Origin of the sequence: Pantoea sp. YR525, from assembly GCF_900116775.1 — a bacterium.
GTDB lineage: Bacteria > Pseudomonadota > Gammaproteobacteria > Enterobacterales > Enterobacteriaceae > Pantoea > Pantoea symbiotica.
In genome coordinates, this window is sequence record NZ_FPBU01000001.1 from 171,021 (window position 1) to 191,994 (window position 20,974).

The 20,974-nt window shown below is 56.8% G+C and carries 19 protein-coding genes; 12 read left to right on the plus strand and 7 right to left on the minus strand.

Features of this window, described 5'->3' with window-relative positions:
- Positions 1 to 9: 9 nt before the first annotated feature.
- Both araG and BM323_RS00710 read right to left on the minus strand, forming a co-directional pair.
- Positions 10 to 1,530, minus strand: a complete 1,521-nt coding sequence (gene araG, locus BM323_RS00705) for an L-arabinose ABC transporter ATP-binding protein AraG (protein WP_008110236.1) — start codon at positions 1,528 to 1,530, stop codon at positions 10 to 12.
- 98 nt (positions 1,531 to 1,628) lie between these two features.
- Positions 1,629 to 2,612: an arabinose ABC transporter substrate-binding protein gene (locus BM323_RS00710; RefSeq protein WP_008110238.1), complete on the minus strand. Its 984-nt coding sequence runs from the start codon at positions 2,610 to 2,612 to the stop codon at positions 1,629 to 1,631.
- A gap of 365 nt (positions 2,613 to 2,977) precedes the next feature.
- Between BM323_RS00710 and BM323_RS00715 the strand changes: the two genes are divergently transcribed.
- Both BM323_RS00715 and araA read left to right on the plus strand, forming a co-directional pair.
- Positions 2,978 to 4,663 (plus strand): ribulokinase, encoded by a 1,686-nt coding sequence (locus tag BM323_RS00715; protein WP_008110240.1) that lies wholly within the window; start codon positions 2,978 to 2,980, stop codon positions 4,661 to 4,663.
- A 12-nt stretch (positions 4,664 to 4,675) separates the two neighbouring features.
- Positions 4,676 to 6,178 carry an L-arabinose isomerase gene (gene araA / locus BM323_RS00720; protein ID WP_008110242.1) on the plus strand — a complete coding sequence of 501 codons (1,503 nt, stop codon included), beginning with the start codon at positions 4,676 to 4,678 and terminating at the stop codon, positions 6,176 to 6,178.
- 315 nt (positions 6,179 to 6,493) lie between these two features.
- On the opposite strand, the gene yjfF is transcribed toward araA, so the two are convergent.
- Genes yjfF through ytfQ form a run of 4 tightly spaced genes read right to left on the minus strand, consistent with a single transcriptional unit; the run spans position 6,494 to position 11,019 of the window.
- Positions 6,494 to 7,480, minus strand: coding sequence for a galactofuranose ABC transporter, permease protein YjfF (yjfF, locus tag BM323_RS00725; protein ID WP_008110244.1), 987 nt, complete (start codon positions 7,478 to 7,480; stop codon positions 6,494 to 6,496).
- Positions 7,477 to 8,493, minus strand: a complete 1,017-nt coding sequence (ytfT, locus tag BM323_RS00730; protein ID WP_008110246.1) for a galactofuranose ABC transporter, ATP-binding protein YtfT — start codon at positions 8,491 to 8,493, stop codon at positions 7,477 to 7,479. Before ytfT ends, yjfF begins: the two co-directional genes overlap by 4 nt.
- The gene (locus BM323_RS00735) at positions 8,486 to 10,006 is read right to left on the minus strand and encodes a sugar ABC transporter ATP-binding protein (RefSeq protein ID WP_008110248.1); all 1,521 of its coding nucleotides are present in this window, start codon (positions 10,004 to 10,006) and stop codon (positions 8,486 to 8,488) included. Before BM323_RS00735 ends, ytfT begins: the two co-directional genes overlap by 8 nt.
- 56 nt (positions 10,007 to 10,062) lie before the next feature.
- Positions 10,063 to 11,019 (minus strand): galactofuranose ABC transporter, galactofuranose-binding protein YtfQ, encoded by a 957-nt coding sequence (gene ytfQ, locus BM323_RS00740; RefSeq protein WP_008110249.1) that lies wholly within the window; start codon positions 11,017 to 11,019, stop codon positions 10,063 to 10,065.
- A 674-nt stretch (positions 11,020 to 11,693) separates the two neighbouring features.
- On the opposite strand from ytfQ, the gene ydgT reads away from it, so the two are divergent.
- From ydgT to BM323_RS00790, 10 genes are all read left to right on the plus strand, one after another.
- Positions 11,694 to 11,909: a transcription modulator YdgT gene (gene ydgT / locus BM323_RS00745; RefSeq protein WP_036650139.1), complete on the plus strand. Its 216-nt coding sequence runs from the start codon at positions 11,694 to 11,696 to the stop codon at positions 11,907 to 11,909.
- A 110-nt stretch (positions 11,910 to 12,019) separates the two neighbouring features.
- A complete protein-coding gene (locus tag BM323_RS00750; RefSeq protein WP_008110253.1) occupies positions 12,020 to 12,463 on the plus strand; it encodes a DUF2569 domain-containing protein in 444 nt (147 codons plus the stop codon).
- A 123-nt stretch (positions 12,464 to 12,586) separates the two neighbouring features.
- The gene (gene rsxA / locus BM323_RS00755) at positions 12,587 to 13,168 is read left to right on the plus strand and encodes an electron transport complex subunit RsxA (RefSeq protein WP_008110256.1); all 582 of its coding nucleotides are present in this window, start codon (positions 12,587 to 12,589) and stop codon (positions 13,166 to 13,168) included.
- Positions 13,168 to 13,749, plus strand: a complete 582-nt coding sequence (gene rsxB, locus BM323_RS00760; RefSeq protein WP_008110257.1) for an electron transport complex subunit RsxB — start codon at positions 13,168 to 13,170, stop codon at positions 13,747 to 13,749. Before rsxA ends, rsxB begins: the two co-directional genes overlap by 1 nt.
- On the plus strand, positions 13,742 to 15,931 hold the full coding sequence (gene rsxC, locus BM323_RS00765; RefSeq protein WP_008110258.1) for an electron transport complex subunit RsxC: 2,190 nt from the start codon (positions 13,742 to 13,744) through the stop codon (positions 15,929 to 15,931). The genes rsxB and rsxC overlap by 8 nt, the downstream gene beginning before the upstream one ends.
- Positions 15,932 to 16,990 carry an electron transport complex subunit RsxD gene (gene rsxD / locus BM323_RS00770; protein WP_008110259.1) on the plus strand — a complete coding sequence of 353 codons (1,059 nt, stop codon included), beginning with the start codon at positions 15,932 to 15,934 and terminating at the stop codon, positions 16,988 to 16,990.
- A gap of 2 nt (positions 16,991 to 16,992) precedes the next feature.
- Positions 16,993 to 17,628 (plus strand): electron transport complex subunit RsxG, encoded by a 636-nt coding sequence (gene rsxG, locus BM323_RS00775; protein ID WP_091003171.1) that lies wholly within the window; start codon positions 16,993 to 16,995, stop codon positions 17,626 to 17,628.
- A complete protein-coding gene (locus BM323_RS00780; protein ID WP_008110261.1) occupies positions 17,621 to 18,322 on the plus strand; it encodes an electron transport complex subunit E in 702 nt (233 codons plus the stop codon). Before rsxG ends, BM323_RS00780 begins: the two co-directional genes overlap by 8 nt.
- A complete protein-coding gene (gene nth, locus BM323_RS00785) occupies positions 18,319 to 18,954 on the plus strand; it encodes an endonuclease III (RefSeq protein ID WP_008110262.1) in 636 nt (211 codons plus the stop codon). The genes BM323_RS00780 and nth overlap by 4 nt, the downstream gene beginning before the upstream one ends.
- Positions 18,926 to 19,909, plus strand: coding sequence for a zinc-dependent alcohol dehydrogenase family protein (locus tag BM323_RS00790; protein ID WP_349775165.1), 984 nt, complete (start codon positions 18,926 to 18,928; stop codon positions 19,907 to 19,909). Before nth ends, BM323_RS00790 begins: the two co-directional genes overlap by 29 nt.
- Before the next feature lie 32 nt (positions 19,910 to 19,941).
- On the opposite strand, the gene BM323_RS00795 is transcribed toward BM323_RS00790, so the two are convergent.
- Complete coding sequence (locus tag BM323_RS00795; protein ID WP_008110264.1) at positions 19,942 to 20,631, minus strand: CTP synthase C-terminal region-related (seleno)protein; 690 nt, start codon at positions 20,629 to 20,631, stop codon at positions 19,942 to 19,944.
- Positions 20,632 to 20,974: the final 343 nt, after the last annotated feature.

Here is a 20,974-nt window from a genome sequence, read left to right on the forward strand (position 1 = left end):
TCCTTTACATCAGGCCACGGCGGCCGCTTGAGTGGTTTTCGGCATCGCCAGGCTCAGCGTCAGCTGCTCTGTGGCCGTGTCGTGGGACAGTTCACCGGCAATTTCACCTTCACGCATCACCAGAATGCGATCGGCTAATCCCATCACTTCCGGCAAGTCGCTGGAGGCAAACAGCACCGCAATGCCTTTTTTCGCCAGGGCATAAATCAGGTTGTAGATTTCGTGTTTGGCACCGACGTCAATGCCGCGCGTTGGCTCATCAAGCAGAATCACGTTCATCTCTTCCGACAACCAGCGGCCCAGAATTGCCTTCTGTTGGTTGCCGCCCGAAAGGTTCATGATCAGCTGCTGCGGACCCGGCGTTTTGATGTTGAGTGAACGAATGTGGATATCGGCGTTTTTCGCCTCCCAGCTCGGTTTGATCAGACAACCGGCGGTAAGATTGTGGCGACGCGCGCTGATGTTGATGTTATCGCGCACCGAATGCACTGGAATGATGCCCTCAGATTTGCGATCTTCCGGGCACAGCATGATGCCGGCGCGGATAGCGTCGATCGGCTGGCGGATGTTGAGCTTTTTGCCATCCAGCGTCACGGTGCCGCCGCGCAGTTTGGTGGCACCGAACAGCCCTTTCATCAGTTCGCTGCGTCCCGCGCCAACCAGACCAAAAAGGCCCACGATTTCACCGGCACGCACCGACAGCGAAATCGGCGTGCGCACGCCCTTCGCCTCCACCGCGTCCAGCTGCAGACGCACGGGACCAAGTTCACGCGGCGCGTAACCATAAATATCCCCCAGATTACGTCCCACCATCGCCTGCACCAGATCGTCGTGATGGGTGTTTTTCATGTCGGTGAAGGTGCGCACGTAGCGACCATCTTTAAACACGGTGATAGCGTCGCTGAGCGCAAAAATCTCCTCCATGCGGTGCGAGACATACAGCACGGTGCGGCCCTGCTCGCGCAGCTGACGGATGACGCGGAACAAGTGATCAATCTCGCGCGCCGACAGCGAGCTGGTCGGTTCATCAAAGGCGATAATGCGCGCGTTACGCGCCAGTGCTTTGGCAATCTCCACCATCTGCCACTGGCCGAGCGACAGATATTTCAGCGGCATATCCGGATCGATATCCATGCCGAGATTTTGCAATTGCAAACCGGCTTCATAGCGCAGCAGTTTGCGATTCACCAAACCGCGCTTGTGCGGCAGCTGGCCGAGATAGATGTTCTCCGCCACGCTCATTTCCGGCACCAAGTGCAGTTCCTGGTAAATGATCGCCACGCCAGCGTCCAGCGCATCCACGGTGGTGTTGAAACTCTTCGACTGGCCTTTAATACGAATCTCGCCGCCGCTCGGCTGATAGCTGCCGCTGAGGATTTTCAACAGCGTCGATTTACCGGCACCGTTTTCCCCCATCAGCGCGTGCACTTCTCCGGCGCGGCAGCTGAATGAGATATCCTGCAGCGCTTTCACGCCAGGAAAGGTTTTGCTGATGCCATGAAACGACAGAAAGGCTTGATCAGTGTTCATGGAAACTCCTAAGTCATTGGCCCTGCGCATTAATGCGCACCCTACAAAACCGCATCGTAGGGTCGCCATTTATGGCGACCTTCCAAAAGCGCTAATCCTTACTTCAGCCCTTTCTTATCCAGCTCGGCTTTGAAGTTATCGCGGGTAATCAGCACCACATCGGTGACTTCGGTGAACTTCGGCGGCTCCTGATCTTTGGTTACCCAGTTGTAGAGCATCTGGCTGCTCTTATAACCGTGCACGTCCGGGCTTGGCAGCAGAGAACCGTAGAAGCCGGTAGCGGAACCTTTCGACAGCTCACTTACCGCATCAACACCGTTGATGCCGATACCGATCACATCTGGCGCCTTGAAGCCCTGACCTTCGGTGGCGCGTACGCCGCCCAGCACGGTGTTATCGTTCATGCCGAGAATCAGCCAGTGTTTAACTCCCGGATGCTGCACCAGCAGCGAGTTACCGGCGTCAAACGCGCCAGGAATATCGTTGGATTTGGTTGGTACCTGATAAATCTGCTTCTCCGGGAAACCGGCAGCTTTCAGCGCGTCCATCGAACCGCTGGTGCGACGGCGGGCGGTGTCGAGCTCGTTGGCGGTGATGGCCATCACGCCGGTCTCTTTCACATCCCAGCCGCGTTTCTGCATCTCTTTATACAGTTCTTGTCCCTGACGCTCGCCGATCTTGGTCGCGGCCATCATCACTAATGGCACGGTATCCATCGGCTTGCCTTTGGCGGTGACGAACTGGTCATCGACGGCGATCACTTTCAAGCCGTAACCGCGCGCTTTGGCGACAATCGCCGAGCCGAGTTTGGGGTCCGGCGTACAGATAACGAAGCCTTTCGCGCCGCTGGCGGCCAGGCTATCGATAGCGTTGAGGGTTTTCTCGCCGTCAGGCACCGCAATTTTGATCACTTCGAAACCGAGATCCTTGCCGGCTTTATCCGCGAATTTCCATTCGGTCTGGAACCAGGGCTCTTCCGGTTGTTTGACAAGGAAACCGAGTTTCATGGTCTCGGCGATAGCGGATTGTGACATAACCGCAGCGAGACCAACCGCCGCCAGCGTTTTAGTGAATTTATGCATGATGCTCTCCGGCACAATGTTGTTTTAGGCTGTTATTAACCAATCGGTGTAAACGCTACCAATCAAATAATTCTGTGGGGTACAGCTAAAAATCAGCGCGTTAGCACAAAGGTTGTACAAAGGCTGCGCAAACGCTGGGCTAGTTGTAGCGGGAATGGGGATGAAAAATGTAGAGCGGTATCACATCTCAAAACGATGACAAAATCCTCCATATATTCAGCAAATTTAACCGGTCATTAACTTTTGCAGTGGATCACACATCCTCGCCGATGGCAGAAAAGTGCATATTCTCAGCGACTGATGACTAACCGCTTCTGCCGCCCCATTCCAGGATAGAGCCAGATAACTCACACAGGAGAATCCCAATGGGTGCTGGCACCATAACAATTGGGCTGGATTTCGGCAGTGACTCGGTGCGTGCGCTGGCCGTGGACTGTCACAGTGGCAAAGAGCTGGAAAAAGCGGTGGTCAACTATGCACGCTGGGCCAACGGCGAATTCTGCGACGCGCACGCCAACCGCTTTCGTCACCATCCGCAGGACTATATTGATGCGTTAGAACAGGCGATTGTCACCGTGGTTAACGCCTTAACGCCTGAACAGCGCGCCACAGTGGTCGGGATTGGCGTGGATTCTACCGGCTCGACGCCCGCGCCCATCGATCGTGATGGCAACGTGTTGGCGCTGCGCCCGGAATTCGCCAATAACCCCAACGCGATGTTTGTGCTGTGGAAAGATCACACCGCGATTGAAGAAGCCGAAGAGATCAATCAGCTGTGTCGAAGCGGTCGTTTCGACGATTACACCCGCTATATTGGCGGCGTGTATTCGTCGGAGTGGTTCTGGGCCAAGATACTGCACGTGTCACGCGCAGATGCTGCGGTACGTGACGCGGCAGTGTCTTGGGTGGAACTGTGCGATTGGGTGCCCGCGTTGCTCAGCGGCACCACCGCACCCGCGCAATTGCGTCGTGGACGCTGTGCCGCCGGGCACAAATCACTGTGGCATCCGGAGTGGCAAGGCTTGCCGCCGGCTGACTTCTTCCGCGCGCTCGATCCTCTGCTGGTCGAGCAGCTTGATTCTCCCCTGTTCGAAGAAACCTGGACCGCCGATGTGCCGGTTGGCACGCTCAGCAGCGAATGGGCGCAGCGCCTCGGTTTATCGGAAAAGGTGATACTTTCGGGCGGTGCGTTTGACTGCCACATGGGCGCGGTCGGTGCCGGTGCGCAGCCTTATACGCTGGTGAAAGTGATTGGCACCTCAACCTGCGACATTCTGATTGCCGACAGCGACACCGTTGGCGACCGCGCCATCAAAGGCATCTGCGGCCAGGTGGATGGCAGCGTGGTGCCGGGCGCGATTGGCTGCGAAGCCGGTCAGTCGGCGTTTGGCGATATTTATGCCTGGTTCAGCCGCTTGCTCGGCTGGCCATTGCAGCAGGCGTCGCAGCAGCATCCGGAGCTGCAACCGCAGTTAGCCGCGCTGCAAAAAGATCTGATCCGCAACCTCACCGAAGCCTGGGCGGCCAATCCGCAGCTCGATCATCTGCCGGTGGTGCTCGACTGGTTCAACGGCCGCCGCACGCCGGATGCTAATCAGCGCTTAAAAGGCGTGATCACCGATCTCAACCTTGGCACCGATGCGCCCGCACTGTTTGGTGGCCTGATCGCCGCGACCGCGTTTGGCGCACGCGCCATTATGGAGTGTTTCGAACAGCAGCAAATTCCGGTGCAAAGCATCCTGACGCTCGGCGGCATCGCCCGCAAATCCCCCGCCATCATGCAGGCGTGCTGCGACGTAATGAACCGTCCGCTGGATATCGTCGCCTCTGACGAATGCTGCGCACTCGGCGCCGCCATTTTTGCCGCCGTCGCTGCGGGCGTGTATGCCGATGTGCCTGCCGCCCAGCAAGTTATGGCCAGTCCGATTGATGTCACGCTGCAACCCAACGCCGAGCGCGTGGTGGTTTATCAGCAACTTTATCAACGTTATCAAAACTGGTGCCAGGCCGCTGAACCGCAGTATGCCGCGCGCACCGCATCCGCTCAGTAAAGGAGAGATTTAATGGAACAGCACAACGCACAACAGGTGTGGTTTGTAATTGGTACGCAGCACCTTTACGGCGCGGAAACCTTGCGTCAGGTGGAACAGCACGCTCGCCAGGTGATGGAAGGCTTGAATCAAGCTGGCACTTTGCCGGTGTCGCTGGTGCTGAAGCCGCTGGTGAAATCGCCGGACGAAGCGCTGGCCTTGTGCCGCGCTGCCAACCACGACAATCAGTGCGTCGGCATCATTACCTGGCTGCACACCTTCTCGCCAGCCAAGATGTGGATTGGTGGCCTGAGCATCCTCAATAAGCCGCTGCTGCAATTCCATACCCAGTTCAACGCGGAGATTCCGTGGGACAGCATGGATATGGACTTTATGAACCTCAACCAAACCGCGCACGGCGGCCGCGAGTTCGGCTTCATCGGCGCGCGCATGGGTTTGCAGCACAGCGTGGTGACGGGTCACTGGCAGGATAAAGCCAGCCAGCAGCGCATCGGACGCTGGATCAATGCCGCGCTGGCAAAACAGGCCAGTCAGCAGCTGAAAGTGGCGCGCTTCGGCGACAACATGCGCGAAGTGGCGGTAACTGAAGGCGATAAAGTTGCGGCACAGATTCAGTTTGGTTACTCCGTGAATGGCTGGGGCGTGGGCGATCTGGTCGAAGTGGTCAACAGCGTCAGCGATGGTGATGTCAACGCGTTGATTGATGAATATGAAAGCCAGTATCGCTTTACCGATGTAGCAGCGGTTAACGGCGAAAAGCGTCAAAACGTCCTGGATGCGGCACGCATCGAGCTGGGTCTGAAGCGTTTCCTCGAAGCTGAAGGCTGCAAAGCCTTCACCACCAACTTCCAGACCTTGCACGGCATGACGCAACTGCCCGGTTTGGCGGTGCAGCGCTTGATGGGCCAGGGCTACGGCTTCGCCGGAGAAGGCGACTGGAAAACCGCCGCGCTGCTGCACATCCTCAAGGTACAAGCGGGCACGCGTGCAGGCGGCACTTCCTTTATGGAGGATTACACTTATCACTTCTCACCGGGCAACGATTTGGTGCTGGGTTCGCACATGCTGGAAGTGTGTCCGTCCATCGCCAAAGAGGAGAAGCCGCTGATTGATGTGCAGTTCCTCGGCATTGGCGACAAAGCCGATCCAGCGCGCATGATCTTCTCCACGCCAGCCGGACGCGCGGTGAATGCCAGCGTCATCGACATGGGCGATCGTTTCCGCTTGCTGGTGAATGTGGTGGATGCCATCGAACAGCCCAAACCGCTGCCAAAACTGCCGGTGGCGCGTGCTTTGTGGCGTGCCCAGCCGTCGCTGGCAACGGCCTCCGAAGCCTGGATTCTGGCCGGCGGCGCGCACCACACGGTGTTCAGCCAGGCACTGGATTTGGATGATATGTATCTGTACGGCGAACTGAACGGCATTGAAGTGCTGGTGATTGATGAGGAGACGCGCTTACCGGCATTTAAAGATGCCCTGCGCTGGAATGAGGCGTACTACCGCCTGGCGCGTTGATGTGATCTGGAATGAACAAGGCCGCGATGATTCGCGGCCTTTTTGTTGGCGGCGGTAACGGTGGTCGCCATAAATGGCGACCCTACATCTTCGTAGGGTGCGCATTCATGCGCACCTAGTGTGAAACAGCGATGAAATTATCCACGGGGGACAGGAAAGGCCAGCCCGAAGAGCAAAGCGTCCGAGCCATGGATGGCGAGGCCGATCTGCAGGGATGCAGGGTTTCTTTGCGATCGGGCTGGCCTTTTCTGGCCCTGGCGCAGATCCAGCAGTCATCCAGCAAACCAGGTGGCCATAAATGGCCACCCTACAAAACTACGAGGTTAATCTTTTGACAGGTGCGTTCTGCTGGCGATCCCACATAACCGTTAACAGGCGTTGCAGCGCAATAAAGGCGAACAGCAGAATGCCGATGGCGATTTTTGTCCACCATGAACTCAAGGTACCGTCGAAGTTAATCCAGGTCTGAATCAATCCCTGAATCAACACGCCGAACAGCGTGCCTAATACCGTGCCGACGCCGCCGGACAACAACGTCCCGCCAATCACCACTGAAGCAATCGCGTCCAGCTCCACGCCCAATCCCGCCAGCGCATAGCCCGCCGAGGTATAAATCGAGAACACAATGCCCGCCAGCGTCGCCAGCGTGGTTGACAACATATAAATCTTAATGGTGGTCGCGCGCGTAGACACGCCCATCAGCTGCGCCGAAGTCAGACTGCCGCCAATCGCATACACCTGATTACCAAAACGCGTGCGGTGCGCCAGAATAATGCCGCCGAGCACCACCACCAGCATAATCAGCGCCAGCAAGCTCAAACGCCCGCCGCCGGGGATCTTCCACGCCAGGCTCGACAGCGTGGTATAGAGCGGATGATCGATAGGAATCGAATTCTCCGACACCAGATAGCTACAGCCGCGCAGGAAAAACATCCCCGCCAACGTAATGATAAATGCCGGGATTTTCAGCGCATCGATCAACCAGCCCATCATCGCGCCAAACAGTGCGCCCATCGCCAGCACCAGCGCAAACGCCAGAAGCGGATCGAGATGATAATCGCCAATCACCCGCGCGAGGAACACGCCGCTAAAGGCGATCACCGCGCCCACCGACAGATCAATCCCGCCGGACAAAATCACGAACGTCATTCCCACCGCAATAATGCCGAGGAAGGCATTATCGGTAAGGATATTGCAGATCACGCGCGTTGAGGCGAAGCCGGGAAATTGACTCAGGCAAAACAGATAACCCGCCACAAACACCAGCAGCGTGATCATCAAGGGCAGATGACGTTTAATCATTTCGGGCGTCTCCGTTTCAACATGGCAATAAAGCGTGGCGACTGCAGCAGCAGCACGCACATCACCACCACCGCTTTCACTACCTGATTGAGTTCAGGCTGGAAGCCGGACAGCAAAATACCGGTATTCATCGACTGAATAATCAACGCGCCAATCAGCGACAGCACCAGATTAAAGCGTCCGCCCATCAGCGAGGCACCGCCAATCACCACCGCCAGAATCGCATCCAGCTCGAGCCACAAACCGGCGTTATTGGCATCGGCCCCACGGATATCTGCCGCGACGATCATGCCCGCCACCGCCGCACACATGCCGCTAATCACATAGGTCGACATCACCACCAGCCAGCCATTCACACCGGCATTGCGCGCCGCGCGCAGGTTGATACCCACCGCTTCGATAAACAGTCCGAGCGCGGTTTTGCGCGTCAGCAGCCACACCACTAACGCCACCAGCAGCGTAATCCATACCGGCACTGGCAACAGCCACAGCGAACCGCTACCAAACCACGCCAGGCTATCGCTATTGAAGGTGACGATTTGCCCCTGCGTAATCAACTGCGCCACGCCGCGTCCCGCCACCATCAAGATCAAGGTGGCGACAAACGGCTGAATTTTTAGTAGCGCCACCAAAATGCCATTCCACAAACCGCAGGCCAGACCGGTACCGAGCGTCACCAGAATGATGAACGGCAAACTGTGCCCCGCCACGGTCAGCGTCGCCGCCGTCGCGCCCGCAATCGCCATCACCGCGCCCACCGACAGATCGATGCCGCCGGTGGCAATCACCAGCGTCATGCCGATCGCCAGCAGCGCCACCGGCGCGGCGCGATTGAGAATATCAATCGGACTGCCGAACAAACGGCCATCCTGAATGTGGATGGCAAAAAAGTTATTCGCCACCAGGCTATCCACCAGCAGCACCAGAATCAGCGCCACAATCTGCGGCATGCCGGGCGGCAGCTTCGGCTTACGCCGTTCGGGTTTGTCATGTGTCATAGGGGATTCAAGCATGTTGTGCTCCTCCATCGGCGATGGCGTTGACGATCGCGGCCACCGACAGCTGCTCCAGTGGGATTTCGGCCACTTGCTTCAAATCGCGCATAATCAACACGCGATCGGCATAGCCCACCAGTTCTTCGAGTTCAGAGGAGATAACCAGCAGCGCCAATCCGTCGGCGCACAGGGTTTCAATTAGGCGAATGATCTCGGCGTGCGCGCCCACATCAATGCCGCGCGTTGGCTCGTCGAGGATCAGGAATTGTGGTTTGGTCACCAGCCAGCGCGACAGCAGCACCTTTTGCTGGTTGCCGCCGGACAACAGCTCAACCGGCTGATCGGCATGCGGCGTGCGAATGCCAAGGCTCTTGATAAAGCGCTCGGCGATCTCCTGCTGCTCACGACGCTTAATCGGTCGCAGCCAGCCGCGCTGTGCCTGCAATGCCAGAATGATATTTTCGCGTACCGATGCGCCACCAATGATGCCGTCGGTTTTACGATCTTCCGGACAGAACCCCATACCAAGGCGCGAGGCCTTCGCGGGCGTGCGGATGTTCTGCACTTTGCCCTTGATAGTTGCAGTCCCGCGATCGGCGCGGCGGATACCAAACAGCACTTCGGCGGTTTCGGTACGACCGGAACCGAGCAAACCGGCCAGACCTACCACTTCCCCCGGACGCACCTGCAGGTTGAACGGTTCAATGGTGCCCTTCTTGCCGTAATCTTCAAACGACACCACCGGCTGATTGCTGCGCAGCGTGCTGCCCTGACGCTGCAAAGCGGTTTCCAGCAGCTCGCGCCCCAGCATCAGCTTAATCAGTTCAATCTGCGGCAGCGTGGCGGTATCGCGCGTGGCAATAAACTGGCCGTTTCGCAGCACGGTGATGCGATCGGTAATGCGGTAAACCTGGTCGAGAAAGTGGGTCACAAAAATCAGGCTCATCCCTTTGGCTTTCAGCTGCGCCATCAGGGTAAACAGCATTTCGACTTCGTTGGCATCGAGGCTGGCGGTCGGTTCATCGAGGATCAACACCTGCGCGGAGAGATCGACCGCGCGGCAAATCGCAATGATCTGCTGCATCGCCACCGAGTAATGGCCCAGCGGACGCGTCACGTCGAGCACGAAACCGTAATTGCGCATCAGCGCATCAGCATCGCGCACCATGCGCTTGCGATCGATCATGCCAAAGCGACGCGGCTCGCGGCCAATATACAAATTATCCGCCACCGACATATTCGGCAGCAGATTCACTTCCTGATAAACGGTGCCAATGCCCATCTCCTGCGCATCAGCAGTATTGTGCGGCGTAATCGCCTTGCCATTCAGGGTTACGGTGCCGGCATCGCGGGTGTAAACGCCGGTCAGGACTTTAATCAGCGTAGATTTGCCCGCGCCGTTTTCGCCCAGCAGCGCCATGATCTCGCCCTTGCGGATGCTGAACGAAACATTATCCAGCGCCTTCACGCCGGGAAAGCCTTTGCTGACGCCGCTGATGGTCAGCAGTGTGGTTTCATCGGAGGTGCTCATCGGGTTCTACCTCGCCTTACGTCATCAAAAACCGCCCCGAAGGGCGGTTGCGGGGATCAGTAACCCATGCCTTTTTTGGTATCGAGCTGTGCCTGCGCTGAGTCCGGCAGATACAGTTTCGATTCTGTTTTGATGATTTTCGGCGGCATCGTGCCGTCTTTCTTGAATTTCTCCAGCGCGTCAAATGCCGGGCCGGCCATGTTTGGCGTCAGCTCTACGTTGGCATTGGCTTCACCGGCCAGCATCGCTTTGTAGATATCGGGCACGCCGTCAATCGAACCGGTCAGGATATCTTTACCTGGTTTGAGGCCGGCTTCTTTGATCGCCTGAATGGCACCGATCGCCATATCATCGTTATGCGCGTAAACCATGCAGATGTTCTTGCCGTTGTTTTCCGCCTTGATGAAACTCTCCATCACCTCTTTACCTTTGCTGCGGGTAAAGTCACCGGACTGCGAGCGAATCACTTTGATGTTGTCGTGTCCTGCGATGGCTTCGGCGAAGCCTTTCTTACGGTCAATCGCTACGCTGGCGCCAACGGTGCCTTGCAGCTCGACGACGTTACATTTTTTGTCCGCAACAGTTTTCACCAGCCAGTCACCAATCAACTTGCCTTCCAGCACGTTGTCAGCAGTGACCACCGCCATGTACAGCGATTTGTCTTTCACCACGATGGCGCGATCAAGTAAGAACACCGGAATCTTGGCGTCTTTGGCTTCTTCCAGCACCGGCTCCCATCCCGTTTGCACCACCGGCGCAATGAAGATGGCATCAACGCCCTGCGCAATGAACGAGCGCACCGCTTTGATTTGGTTCTCTTGTTTCTGTTGGCCATCGGCGATTTTCAGTGTGATGCCGCGCTTTTGCGCTTCACTTTTTGCCACATTGGTTTCTGCTGAACGCCAGCCAGATTCCGAGCCAACCTGTGAGAAGCCCACCGTCATATCAGCAGCCAACACCGACGTACTCAGTGCCGAGCTCACCATAGCGGTCAAGAGTAAACGTTTCCACATAATTTCATTCCTCTGAAGGGAGTGTGTTGTAGGGGTACAAAACGCGAATTAAGCCTGGCTGAAAAGCGCGTAAACAAGCGCGACTTACTTCACAAATCAGAGTGAATTAAAGGAGTTACGCGAACGGGCAAGGCTTGAAGGAGAGTGGCGTTATGGACAAAATGCCTGCTTATTATTGCGCAGGTGGTTAAATAAATGTAATAAACAGAATCGGTTATGTTTCTCACTACTGGAAACGATTACAGCAGGTACGTAAAGAATGGTTATTGTCTGTCCAGACAAACAATTATTGATTTTGTGACTGCTCGCACAGATTGTGAGTGCTGGTTTCATGGCGTGTGCATAAATTTACCGACCAGTCGCGAATAATTAGCGGATTCGTCAGCAGCACGATCGGAAATAACTATTATAGAGACGGATAAATAATGGCTAACCAGTATGGATTAATTAGTGTGAGATTTTCTCACATACCCGCTAATTACCGGCCTGAATTTGCCTTAAATCGCTTTTCAAATACGCGTTTAAAACGTTTAAAAGGTAAAAAAGTGTCGTTTCATGAGCGAATTAGCGCATGTTGTCTGAATTTTGTATTTTTTTACAAGTCGCGTATGGACTCTCGCTGCGTGCTCCCTATACTTGGGCACTTCCGAGTACTTTATATTTAAATGGCAATCATGACTGCGTTAGATTACCTGCTGAAATTCCGCAAAGTGAATAATCTCGATAGTCTGGAAAAACTCTACGACCATCTTAATTATTCGCTGACTGATGATAATGAGATCATCAATATGTATCGCGCTGCCGACCATCGACGTGCTGAACTGGTCTCTGGCGGACGTCTGTTCGACATGGGCCGCGTGCCTAAAACCGTCTGGCGTTACGTGATCTAATTGATTTATCCCCTCTTTATCTGCGCTCTTGCGTTGTCCAGGTCGGGCGTGCCCCGTTTGGACATGATACGCTCTGCATCGCCCTCTTCTCTGCAAACAGGATCTTCCCGATGACCGAACAGGTGTTCCCGCCGCGTATCGCTGGCTGGTTATTGCTGCCGCTGGCGTGGCTGATCATGACCATGCTGACCAGCGCGCTGGTGGTGGCGATGTATTTGAGCCCGCTGTTCAATCCCGAATTGCGTACTACGCTGTTTTCACACGGCGGCATTTTGCTCACGCAATGGTCGATCTCACTGCTCACCGCCGCAGTGGTTTGGCTTTACAGCATGTGGGTGTGCTGGATTTTCTGTAAACGTTCGCGTCGCTTACCGCGCCACTACATTCTGTGGCTGTTGATGACGATTTTGCTGGCGTTAAAAACCTTTGCCTTCACGCCCGTTGCCGACGGCAAGGCGATTCAGACGTTGCTGCTGTCGCTGTTGGCTGCGGCGGTGTTTGTGCCCTATTTCAAACGCTCTCAACGTGTAAAACAGACGTTTATCCAGCCATAATGATGTGAGTTTCGTCAGCAATTTAATTCTGAGTGCTCTCAACGACCACACAAACCCGGTGAAGGTTGAGATGCACCTCTCAATTCCGGATAATAGACGCCTTTCGGCTTCCCAGGTTAAAAAATGACCGATTACTTACTTCTCTTTATTGGCACAGTGCTGGTGAACAACTTCGTGTTGGTCAAATTCCTCGGCCTTTGTCCCTTTATGGGCGTGTCAAAAAAACTGGAAACGGCCATCGGCATGGGACTTGCCACCACTTTCGTGATCACGCTGGCGGCGATCTGCGCCTGGCTGGTAAACCACCTGATTCTGGTGCCGCTCGATCTGGTTTATCTGCGTACCCTCGCCTACATCCTGGTGATTGCTGTTGTGGTGCAGTTCACCGAAATGGTGGTGCGCAAAACCAGCCCGTCACTTTATCGCCTGCTGGGAATCTTTTTGCCGCTGATCACCACCAACTGCGCGGTACTGGGCGTGCCACTCTTGAGCGTTAATTTGAATCACACCTTCCTGCAAGCAGCGCTGTACGGCTTCAGCGCGTCACTCGGCTTCTCGCTGGTGATGGTGCTGTTTGCGGGTATGCGCGAGCGTCTGGTGCTGGCGAATGTTCCTGCACCGTTTAAAGGCAACTCGATTGCGCTGATCACCGCTGGTTTGATGGCGCTGGCCTTTATGGGCTTCACCGGGCTGGTGAAATTCTAATGACCGCGATTTGGATTGCGATTGTCGCACTTGCTGCATTGGGCCTGGTGTTCGGTGCCCTGCTCGGTTACGCCTCGCGTCGCTTCGAGGTGGAAGAAGATCCGATTGTTGAACAGATCGATGAGATTTTACCGCAGAGCCAGTGTGGGCAGTGCGGCTATCCCGGCTGTCGTCCGTATGCCGATGCGGTAGGTAATAACGGCGAAGCCATCAATAAGTGCGCACCTGGCGGCGAGCAGACCATGCTCAAGCTGGCCGCGCTGCTCAACGTTGAACCGCAACCGCTCGACGGCGGCGCAGAAGTGCTGGAGCCAATACGTACCGTGGCGTGGATCGATGAGGAGAACTGCATCGGCTGCACCAAATGTATTCAGGCTTGCCCGGTTGACGCCATCGTCGGTGCCACGCGCGCCATGCACACCGTGCTGAGCGATGTCTGCACCGGCTGCGATCTCTGCGTTGCGCCTTGCCCGACCGACTGCATTGAGATGCGCCCGGTTGCCACCACCACGGCCAACTGGAAGTGGAATCTCGACACCATTCCTGTACGGGTGATCCCGGTAGAAACAACCCATGCTTAATTTGTTTAACCTGTTCCGCAAAGAGAAGCTGTGGGATTTTCAGGGCGGCATTCATCCGCCGGAAATGAAAACACAGTCCAACGGCACGCCGCTGAGTCAGTTACCGCTGCCTGAGCGCTTTATCATTCCGTTAAAACAGCATATCGGCCATGAAGGCGAAATTTGCGTCGCGCCCGGCGACAAAGTGCTGCGCGGTCAGCCGCTGACCTTTGGCGGCGGACGCATGCTGCCGGTCCACGCCCCGACCTCCGGCACTATCGAAGAGATTGCGCCACACATGACGGCGCACCCTTCTGGCCTGTCGGAGCTGTGCATTTTCCTGCGTGCCGACGGCGAAGATCGCTGGACGACACTCGATCCGCAGCCCGATTACCGCGCCCTGTCGCGTGAAGAGGCCGTTAAGCGCATTCACGATGCCGGCATTGCCGGTTTAGGCGGCGCGGGCTTCCCAACCGCCACCAAACTGCGCGGCGGCCTGCGCGGTGTCAAAACCCTGATCATCAACGCCGCCGAGTGCGAGCCTTACATCACCGCCGATGACCGTTTAATGCAGGATTGTGCCGCCGAAGTGCTGGAAGGCTGCCGCATTCTGGCGTGGGTGTTGCAGGCGGAACGCGTGCTGATCGGCGTTGAAGATAATAAACCTGAAGCCATTGCTGCGCTGAAGCAGGCATTGGGTGGCGATCGTGAATTGCAGATTCGCGTCATACCGACCAAGTATCCTTCTGGCGGCGCGAAGCAGCTGACGCAGATTCTTACCGGTCTCGAAGTGCCACACGGCGGACGCTCCACCGATATCGGTGTGTTGATGCAGAACGTCGGAACCGCGTGGGCGGTAAAACGCGCCATCGTTGACGGCGAACCAATCACTGAACGCGTAGTGACGCTGACCGGCGAAGCGCTGGCGCGCCCGCGCAACGTCTGGGGCCGTCTCGGTACGCCGGTGAGCCACCTGCTGCAGCATGCCGGTTTTACGCCGGGATCGCGCCAGATGGTGATCATGGGCGGTCCGCTGATGGGCTTTACCTTGCCGTCGCTCAACGTGCCGCTGGTGAAAATCTCCAACTGTATTCTGGCGCCGTCCGCCAGCGAAATGGGCAACGACCAGGAAGAACAATCCTGTATCCGCTGCAGCGCCTGCGCTGATGCTTGTCCGGCTAAACTGCTGCCGCAGCAGCTATTCTGGTACAGCCAGGGCGGCGATCACGAAAAAGCGCGCGCGCACAATATTGATGACTGCATTGAGTGCGGTGCCTGCGCTTACGTTTGCCCAAGTAACATTCCGCTGGTGCAATATTATCGCCAGGAGAAGGCGGAACTGCGCGCCATCGACCTCGAAGCAAAACGCACCGCCGAAGCGAAAGCGCGTTTTGAAGCGCGTCTGGCACGTCTGGAGCGCGAAAAACAGGCGCGTGAAGCGCGTCATGAAAACGCCAAACAGCGCGTGGCGCGCAGCGACCAGGGTGAACGGGACGCTGCCGTGGCACGTGTGAAAGCGCGTCAGGAAAAAACGCCGGAGCAGGATGCTGCAGAGCGCGAAGCGCGTCACGCGCAAGCCTTAGCGCAGCAGGCCGAGAAGCAAGCTGAAACTCAGGCACTTAGTCGTCAACCTGGCGATCCGCGTAAAGCGGCGGTGGAAGCGGCAATTGCGCGTGCGAAGGCGAAGAAAGCAGGCGCACCTGCGGCTGAGGTAGCGCCTGCCGCTGAACCGGTGGCTGAAGTCGATCCGCGCAAAGCGGCCGTTGAAGCGGCGATTGCGCGTGCGAAAGCGAAGAAAGCCGCCGCTGCCGCTGAACCGGCACCTGCCGAGCCGCCAGCTGAAGCACCTGCTGCTGAAGTCGATCCACGCAAAGCTGCCGTTGAAGCAGCGATTGCCCGCGCGAAAGCGAAGAAAGCCGCCGCTGCCGCACAACCTGCTGAACCTGCGCCAGTAGAGCCGCCAGCTGACGCGCCTGCTGCTGAAGTCGATCCGCGCAAAGCCGCCGTTGAAGCGGCAATAGCGCGCGCTAAAGCGAAAAAAGCCGCTGCGGCTGTCGCGCAGCAGGCTGAAACACCATCTCCTGAAGTGGAGGCTGCTGCCTCTCCTGACTCCGCCGACCCACGCAAAGCGGCAATTGCCGCTGCGGTCGCCCGTGCCAAAGCGCGTAAAGCGCAGCAGCAGCCTTCGACGACTGAGGATTAAATGGCTTTTCGTATCGCAAGTTCTCCCTATACCCACAACCGCCGCAGCACCGGCAATATCATGCTGCTGGTGGTGTTGGCCGCGCTGCCGGGCATGGCAGCACAGTGGTATTTCTTTGGCGTGGGTTTTTTAATTCAGGTTTTGCTGGCGATCGCCACCGCGTGGGCCACCGAAGGCGCGATTCTGCGCCTGCGCAAAACGCCGCTGGTGCCGACGTTATCCGATAACTCCGCCCTGCTCACCGCGTTGCTGCTCGGCATTAGCCTGCCGCCGCTTGCGCCGTGGTGGTTGGTGGTATTGGGTACCATTTTCGCCATCGTCATCGCCAAACAGCTGTACGGCGGTTTGGGGCAAAACCCGTTTAACCCGGCGATGGTGGGTTACGTGGTGCTGCTGATCTCCTTCCCGGTGCAGATGACCAGCTGGCTGCCGCCCGATAGTTTGCAAGCCATCAAACCTGGCCTGCTGGATTCGCTCAGCATGATCTTCACCCACCACACGCTGGCCGGTGAAACCATGCAGCAGCTGCAACTCGGCGTTGATGGCGTCAGCCAGGCGACGCCGCTCGATACCTTTAAAACCGGTCTGCGTGCCGGACACTCCGCCGATCAGTTGCTGGCGCAGCCGATTTACAGCGGCGTGTTAGCCGGTCTCGGCTGGCAGTGGGTTAACCTCGGTTATCTGCTGGGCGGCGCGCTGCTGCTGGCGAAAAATGCCATCCGCTGGCACATTCCGGTCAGTTTCCTCGTCTCGCTGGCGTTCTGCGCCACGCTGGGCTGGCTGTTCTCGCCGGAGTCGCTTAACTCACCGCTGATTCACCTGTTCTCCGGTGCCACCATGCTTGGCGCGTTCTTTATTGCCACCGATCCGGTGACCGCATCTACCACCAATCGCGGACGCCTGATTTACGGTGCGCTGATTGGTTTGCTGGTGTGGCTGATTCGCAGCTTTGGCGGCTATCCAGACGGCGTCGCCTTCGCGGTATTGCTGGCCAATATTTGTGTGCCGCTGATTGATTACTACACCCAGCCGCGCGTTTACGGCCATCGCAAGGACTGAAGATGATCGAAGCTATTCGTAAAAATGCGGTGACGCTGGCGGCGTTTGCGGTGATCACCACCGGCGTGACGGCGGTGGTTAACTATGTCACCAAACCGACGGTGGAGCATCAGACCGCGCTGCAACAGAAAAATCTGTTAGATCAGGTAGTGCCGACCGATCTGTACGACAATCACATCCAGCAAGAGTGTTATCTGGTGACCGATGCGGTGGCGCTGGGCAATGGTAAACCGCATCATCTCTATTTAGCGCGTAAAGGCGATCAGCCAGTGGCGGCGGCGCTTGAGACCACCGCGCCAGACGGCTATTCTGGGGCGATTCAGATGTTGGTCGGGGCCGATTTCCACGGCAAAGTGCTGGGCGTGCGCGTGGTTGAGCATCATGAAACGCCGGGCCTTGGCGATAAAATCGAACTGCGTATTTCAGACTGGATCAACAGCTTCAATGGCAAAGTGATCCACGGCGCTGAGGACAAAAATTTTGCGGTGAAAAAAGACGGCGGTGAATTCGACCAATTTACCGGCGCAACAATTACGCCACGTGCGGTGGTCAACGCCACTAAGCGCACCGCGCTGCTGATTGAAACACTGCCAGCGAAGTTATCTTCGCTGCCTGAATGTGGAGATGCAAATGAGTGAAGCCAAGAATTTACTGGTCGGCGGCCTGTGGAAAAATAACTCCGCGCTGGTGCAGCTGCTCGGCCTGTGTCCGCTGCTGGCGGTCACCTCAACCGCCACGAATGCCCTCGGCTTAGGCCTGGCGACCACGCTGGTGCTGACCATCACCAACAGCGCAATTTCTGCTTCACGTCGTTGGGTGCCGGCTGAAATCCGTATCCCGATTTACGTGATGATCATCGCCTCGGTGGTGAGCTGCGTGCAGATGCTGATCAACGCCTACGCATATGGTTTGTATCAGTCGCTCGGCATCTTTATCCCGCTGATCGTCACCAACTGCATCGTGGTGGGTCGCGCCGAAGCGGTCGCCTCGAAGAGCAGCATTCCGCTCTCCGCGCTGGATGGTTTTGCCATCGGTATGGGCGCAACCTGCGCGATGGTGACGCTGGGTTCGATTCGTGAGCTGATTGGCAGCGGTACGCTGTTCAACGGTGCGGATCAACTGCTGGGGCCGTGGGCCAAAGCGCTGCGTATTGAAGTGGTGCACTTTGATTCCCCAATGCTGCTGGCGATGCTGCCACCGGGCGCCTTTATCGGCCTCGGCATGCTGCTGGCGGCGAAATACCTGATCGATCAGAAGATGAAACAGCGTGCGGCCACACGTGCGGCGGCGCCTGAAGCCGAGCCGCAAGGCGCAACCGGGAAAGCGGTGTGAATAAAGAGAAACGCGCGCAAATTCTGACGCGCCTGCGTGATGAGAATCCGCATCCAACCACAGAACTTAACTTCAGCTCGCCATTTGAGCTGCTGATTGCGGTGTTACTCTCCGCGCAAGCCACCGACGTTAGCGTCAACAAAGCCACCGCGAAGCTCTATCCGGTAGCGAATACGCCAGCAACCATTCTGGCGCTCGGTGTGGATGGCGTGAAGGAGTACATCAAAACCATCGGCCTGTTTAACAGCAAGGCGGAGAATGTCATCAAGACCTGCCGCATTCTGCTGGAACAGCACGGCGGCGAAGTGCCAGAAGATCGTGCGGCACTGGAAGCGCTGCCGGGCGTTGGGCGCAAAACCGCCAACGTGGTGCTCAATACCGCTTTTGGCTGGCCGACGATTGCTGTCGATACGCATATTTTCCGCGTCAGCAATCGCACCCGCTTCGCGCCGGGTAAGAATGTAGAAGAAGTGGAAGACAAACTGCTGAAAGTGGTGCCGGCTGCGTTTAAAGTTGACTGCCATCACTGGCTGATTCTGCACGGTCGCTATACCTGCGTGGCGCGCAAACCGCGTTGCGGATCCTGTCTGATCGAAGATTTGTGTGAATTCGACGCCAAAACCGAACTCTGAGTCGCTGCCGATAAGCAATCTCGCGCTCGCTTATCGGCAGTTTGGCGATCCTGCCAGCGTACTTACGCTCGAATCCTCTGCTTTAGCGCCCTGCGCTGCTGGCCTGCTGCGCGTGGCGATGCAGTTTGCTCCTATTAATGCTTCCGATCTGATTCCGATTACCGGCGCCTATCGCCATCGCGTCTCGCCGCCGCTCATCGCTGGCTATGAGGGCGTCGGCACGGTGATGGCTGCTCCGCCAGCGTTTAGCCATTTGCTCGGCCAGCGCGTGCTGCCGCTGCGCAGCGTTGGCACCTGGCAACGTTATATCGATTGCGATCCGCTGATTGCGGTGCTGGTTCCGCCCGACATCAGCACCACGCTGGCGGCACGCGCCTATATCAATCCACTGGCGGCGTTGCTGATGCTCAAACAGTGGTCGCCAGCCGGTAAACGCGTGTTGATCACCGCAGGCGGTTCCGCTTGTGCCCTGTTACTGGCGCAGTGGGCAAGGCTGATGGGCGCGATTGATATCACCCTAATTCATCGTGCGCCGCAGCATGGCGCACGCTTGCAGCAATTGAGCATCGTTGCGCTGGCTGAAACGCAGCGGGCCGAAATTGCTGCTGCCGCGCAGCAGTGCGATCTGGTATTTGATGCCGTGGGCGGCGAAATCGGCCAGTTGATTTTGCAATCATTATCTCCCGACGCTGAATTCATTGCTTATGGCGTGCTGAGTGGCAAGCCGGTGCGGGTTAATGCGCCACGTCCGGCGCTGCACTGGTTCCACGTGCGGCATACGCTGGAGGATTTAGCGCATCAGGATTGGCAAACGTTATTCCGTGAGATCTGGCCGCTGTTACGTGCCAGTGAGTGTGGCGAAGTGGTGATTTTTCCGCTGGCGAACTGGCGGGATGCTATTCAGTGCTATCACCAATCGGGGCGGGATTGTAAGCCGTTGTTGCAGATCAGCTGATAGAGGTCGCCATGAATGGCGACCCTACGTATTTAAACTGCGGCTGCCTGCAGCCACGCGACTACCAGCGGCGAAAGCTGGTTTTGTAACGCTGCACGTTCGGACTGGAACAAGGTAGCCACAAAGAACGGGTGATCGGTCAATTCAATGCCGCGCACGTCGCCGTCCAAATCCCAGGAAGTGATCTGCAGATTCTGTGTCGCTAGCGCTTCGCTGAACTCAGGGTTGACGCCAAAGTTGCAGTGGTAACCCTCATCGCCCTGCAATGCGCCGTAAGCCTTTGCAATACGTGAACCCGGCTGGAAGGTGACGCTTCCGCGCTGTTCCACCAGTGAACACGCCAGCGGCGCAATCACCCAGCGACCGCTGGCATCGGTTTCCGCATGCGCCGCATCTTCCCAGCCCAGCACATTGCGCGCGTACTCGACGATGGCGTACTGGAATCCGCCACACGAACCTAAAAATGGCTTACCGCTTTCCCGCGCCCAGCGAAGAGTGGCAAACACGCCCGCGTCATTGAGATAAGGACTGCCCGGTACCAGCCAAATCGCCTGGTAATCATCGAGGTTATGTTGGTCGAGCTCGGGAGTGGCAATCCAGTCGGCGCTAACGTTAAGGGAAAGAGTGTTTGCAGCGAGTTGTACGGCGGGAGGAATGGCTTGATGCGCAACGGCATCAGCACGGTAATCGCCAATCAGGGCAACACGAATCGACTTCATCATGACTACGTCCTTTCAGGGAAAAAAGGTGGTTACAGCAAAGTTAACGCGCTGTCTAAACGCCTTAATTGCCGATTTTTGCGCCTTTCGTTTCCACGCATTGCGCTTATGGCGGCCTGTTTATCTGGCAAATAATGTATCCAATCGCGCTAAAATTCGTCAGATGTATGCTGCGCAAACGTTTTCTTCTTTTAGCCTGCTAATTAATTCACGGTTTTGTGCGCAGGATCAACTAATTAGCGATCTGGAATCTTTTGACTGCTTATTACGCTCACCAATCAAGCTGTTGTGCTTATATTCTGCACAACAGCAATAATAATCCCTGTATAATTTATGAACTTTAGCG

Bases quoted from the DNA above. Each gene is read 5' to 3' on its own strand.
- araG (WP_008110236.1), bottom strand. From the start codon at position 1,530: ATGAACACTGATCAAGCCTTTCTGTCGTTTCATGGCATCAGCAAAACC.
- BM323_RS00710 (WP_008110238.1), bottom strand. From the start codon at position 2,612: ATGCATAAATTCACTAAAACGCTGGCGGCGGTTGGTCTCGCTGCGGTT.
- BM323_RS00715 (WP_008110240.1), top strand. From the start codon at position 2,978: ATGGGTGCTGGCACCATAACAATTGGGCTGGATTTCGGCAGTGACTCG.
- araA (WP_008110242.1), top strand. From the start codon at position 4,676: ATGGAACAGCACAACGCACAACAGGTGTGGTTTGTAATTGGTACGCAG.
- yjfF (WP_008110244.1), bottom strand. From the start codon at position 7,480: ATGATTAAACGTCATCTGCCCTTGATGATCACGCTGCTGGTGTTTGTG.
- ytfT (WP_008110246.1), bottom strand. From the start codon at position 8,493: ATGCTTGAATCCCCTATGACACATGACAAACCCGAACGGCGTAAGCCG.
- BM323_RS00735 (WP_008110248.1), bottom strand. From the start codon at position 10,006: ATGAGCACCTCCGATGAAACCACACTGCTGACCATCAGCGGCGTCAGC.
- ytfQ (WP_008110249.1), bottom strand. From the start codon at position 11,019: ATGTGGAAACGTTTACTCTTGACCGCTATGGTGAGCTCGGCACTGAGT.
- ydgT (WP_036650139.1), top strand. From the start codon at position 11,694: ATGACTGCGTTAGATTACCTGCTGAAATTCCGCAAAGTGAATAATCTC.
- BM323_RS00750 (WP_008110253.1), top strand. From the start codon at position 12,020: ATGACCGAACAGGTGTTCCCGCCGCGTATCGCTGGCTGGTTATTGCTG.
- rsxA (WP_008110256.1), top strand. From the start codon at position 12,587: ATGACCGATTACTTACTTCTCTTTATTGGCACAGTGCTGGTGAACAAC.
- rsxB (WP_008110257.1), top strand. From the start codon at position 13,168: ATGACCGCGATTTGGATTGCGATTGTCGCACTTGCTGCATTGGGCCTG.
- rsxC (WP_008110258.1), top strand. From the start codon at position 13,742: ATGCTTAATTTGTTTAACCTGTTCCGCAAAGAGAAGCTGTGGGATTTT.
- rsxD (WP_008110259.1), top strand. From the start codon at position 15,932: ATGGCTTTTCGTATCGCAAGTTCTCCCTATACCCACAACCGCCGCAGC.
- rsxG (WP_091003171.1), top strand. From the start codon at position 16,993: ATGATCGAAGCTATTCGTAAAAATGCGGTGACGCTGGCGGCGTTTGCG.
- BM323_RS00780 (WP_008110261.1), top strand. From the start codon at position 17,621: ATGAGTGAAGCCAAGAATTTACTGGTCGGCGGCCTGTGGAAAAATAAC.
- BM323_RS00795 (WP_008110264.1), bottom strand. From the start codon at position 20,631: ATGATGAAGTCGATTCGTGTTGCCCTGATTGGCGATTACCGTGCTGAT.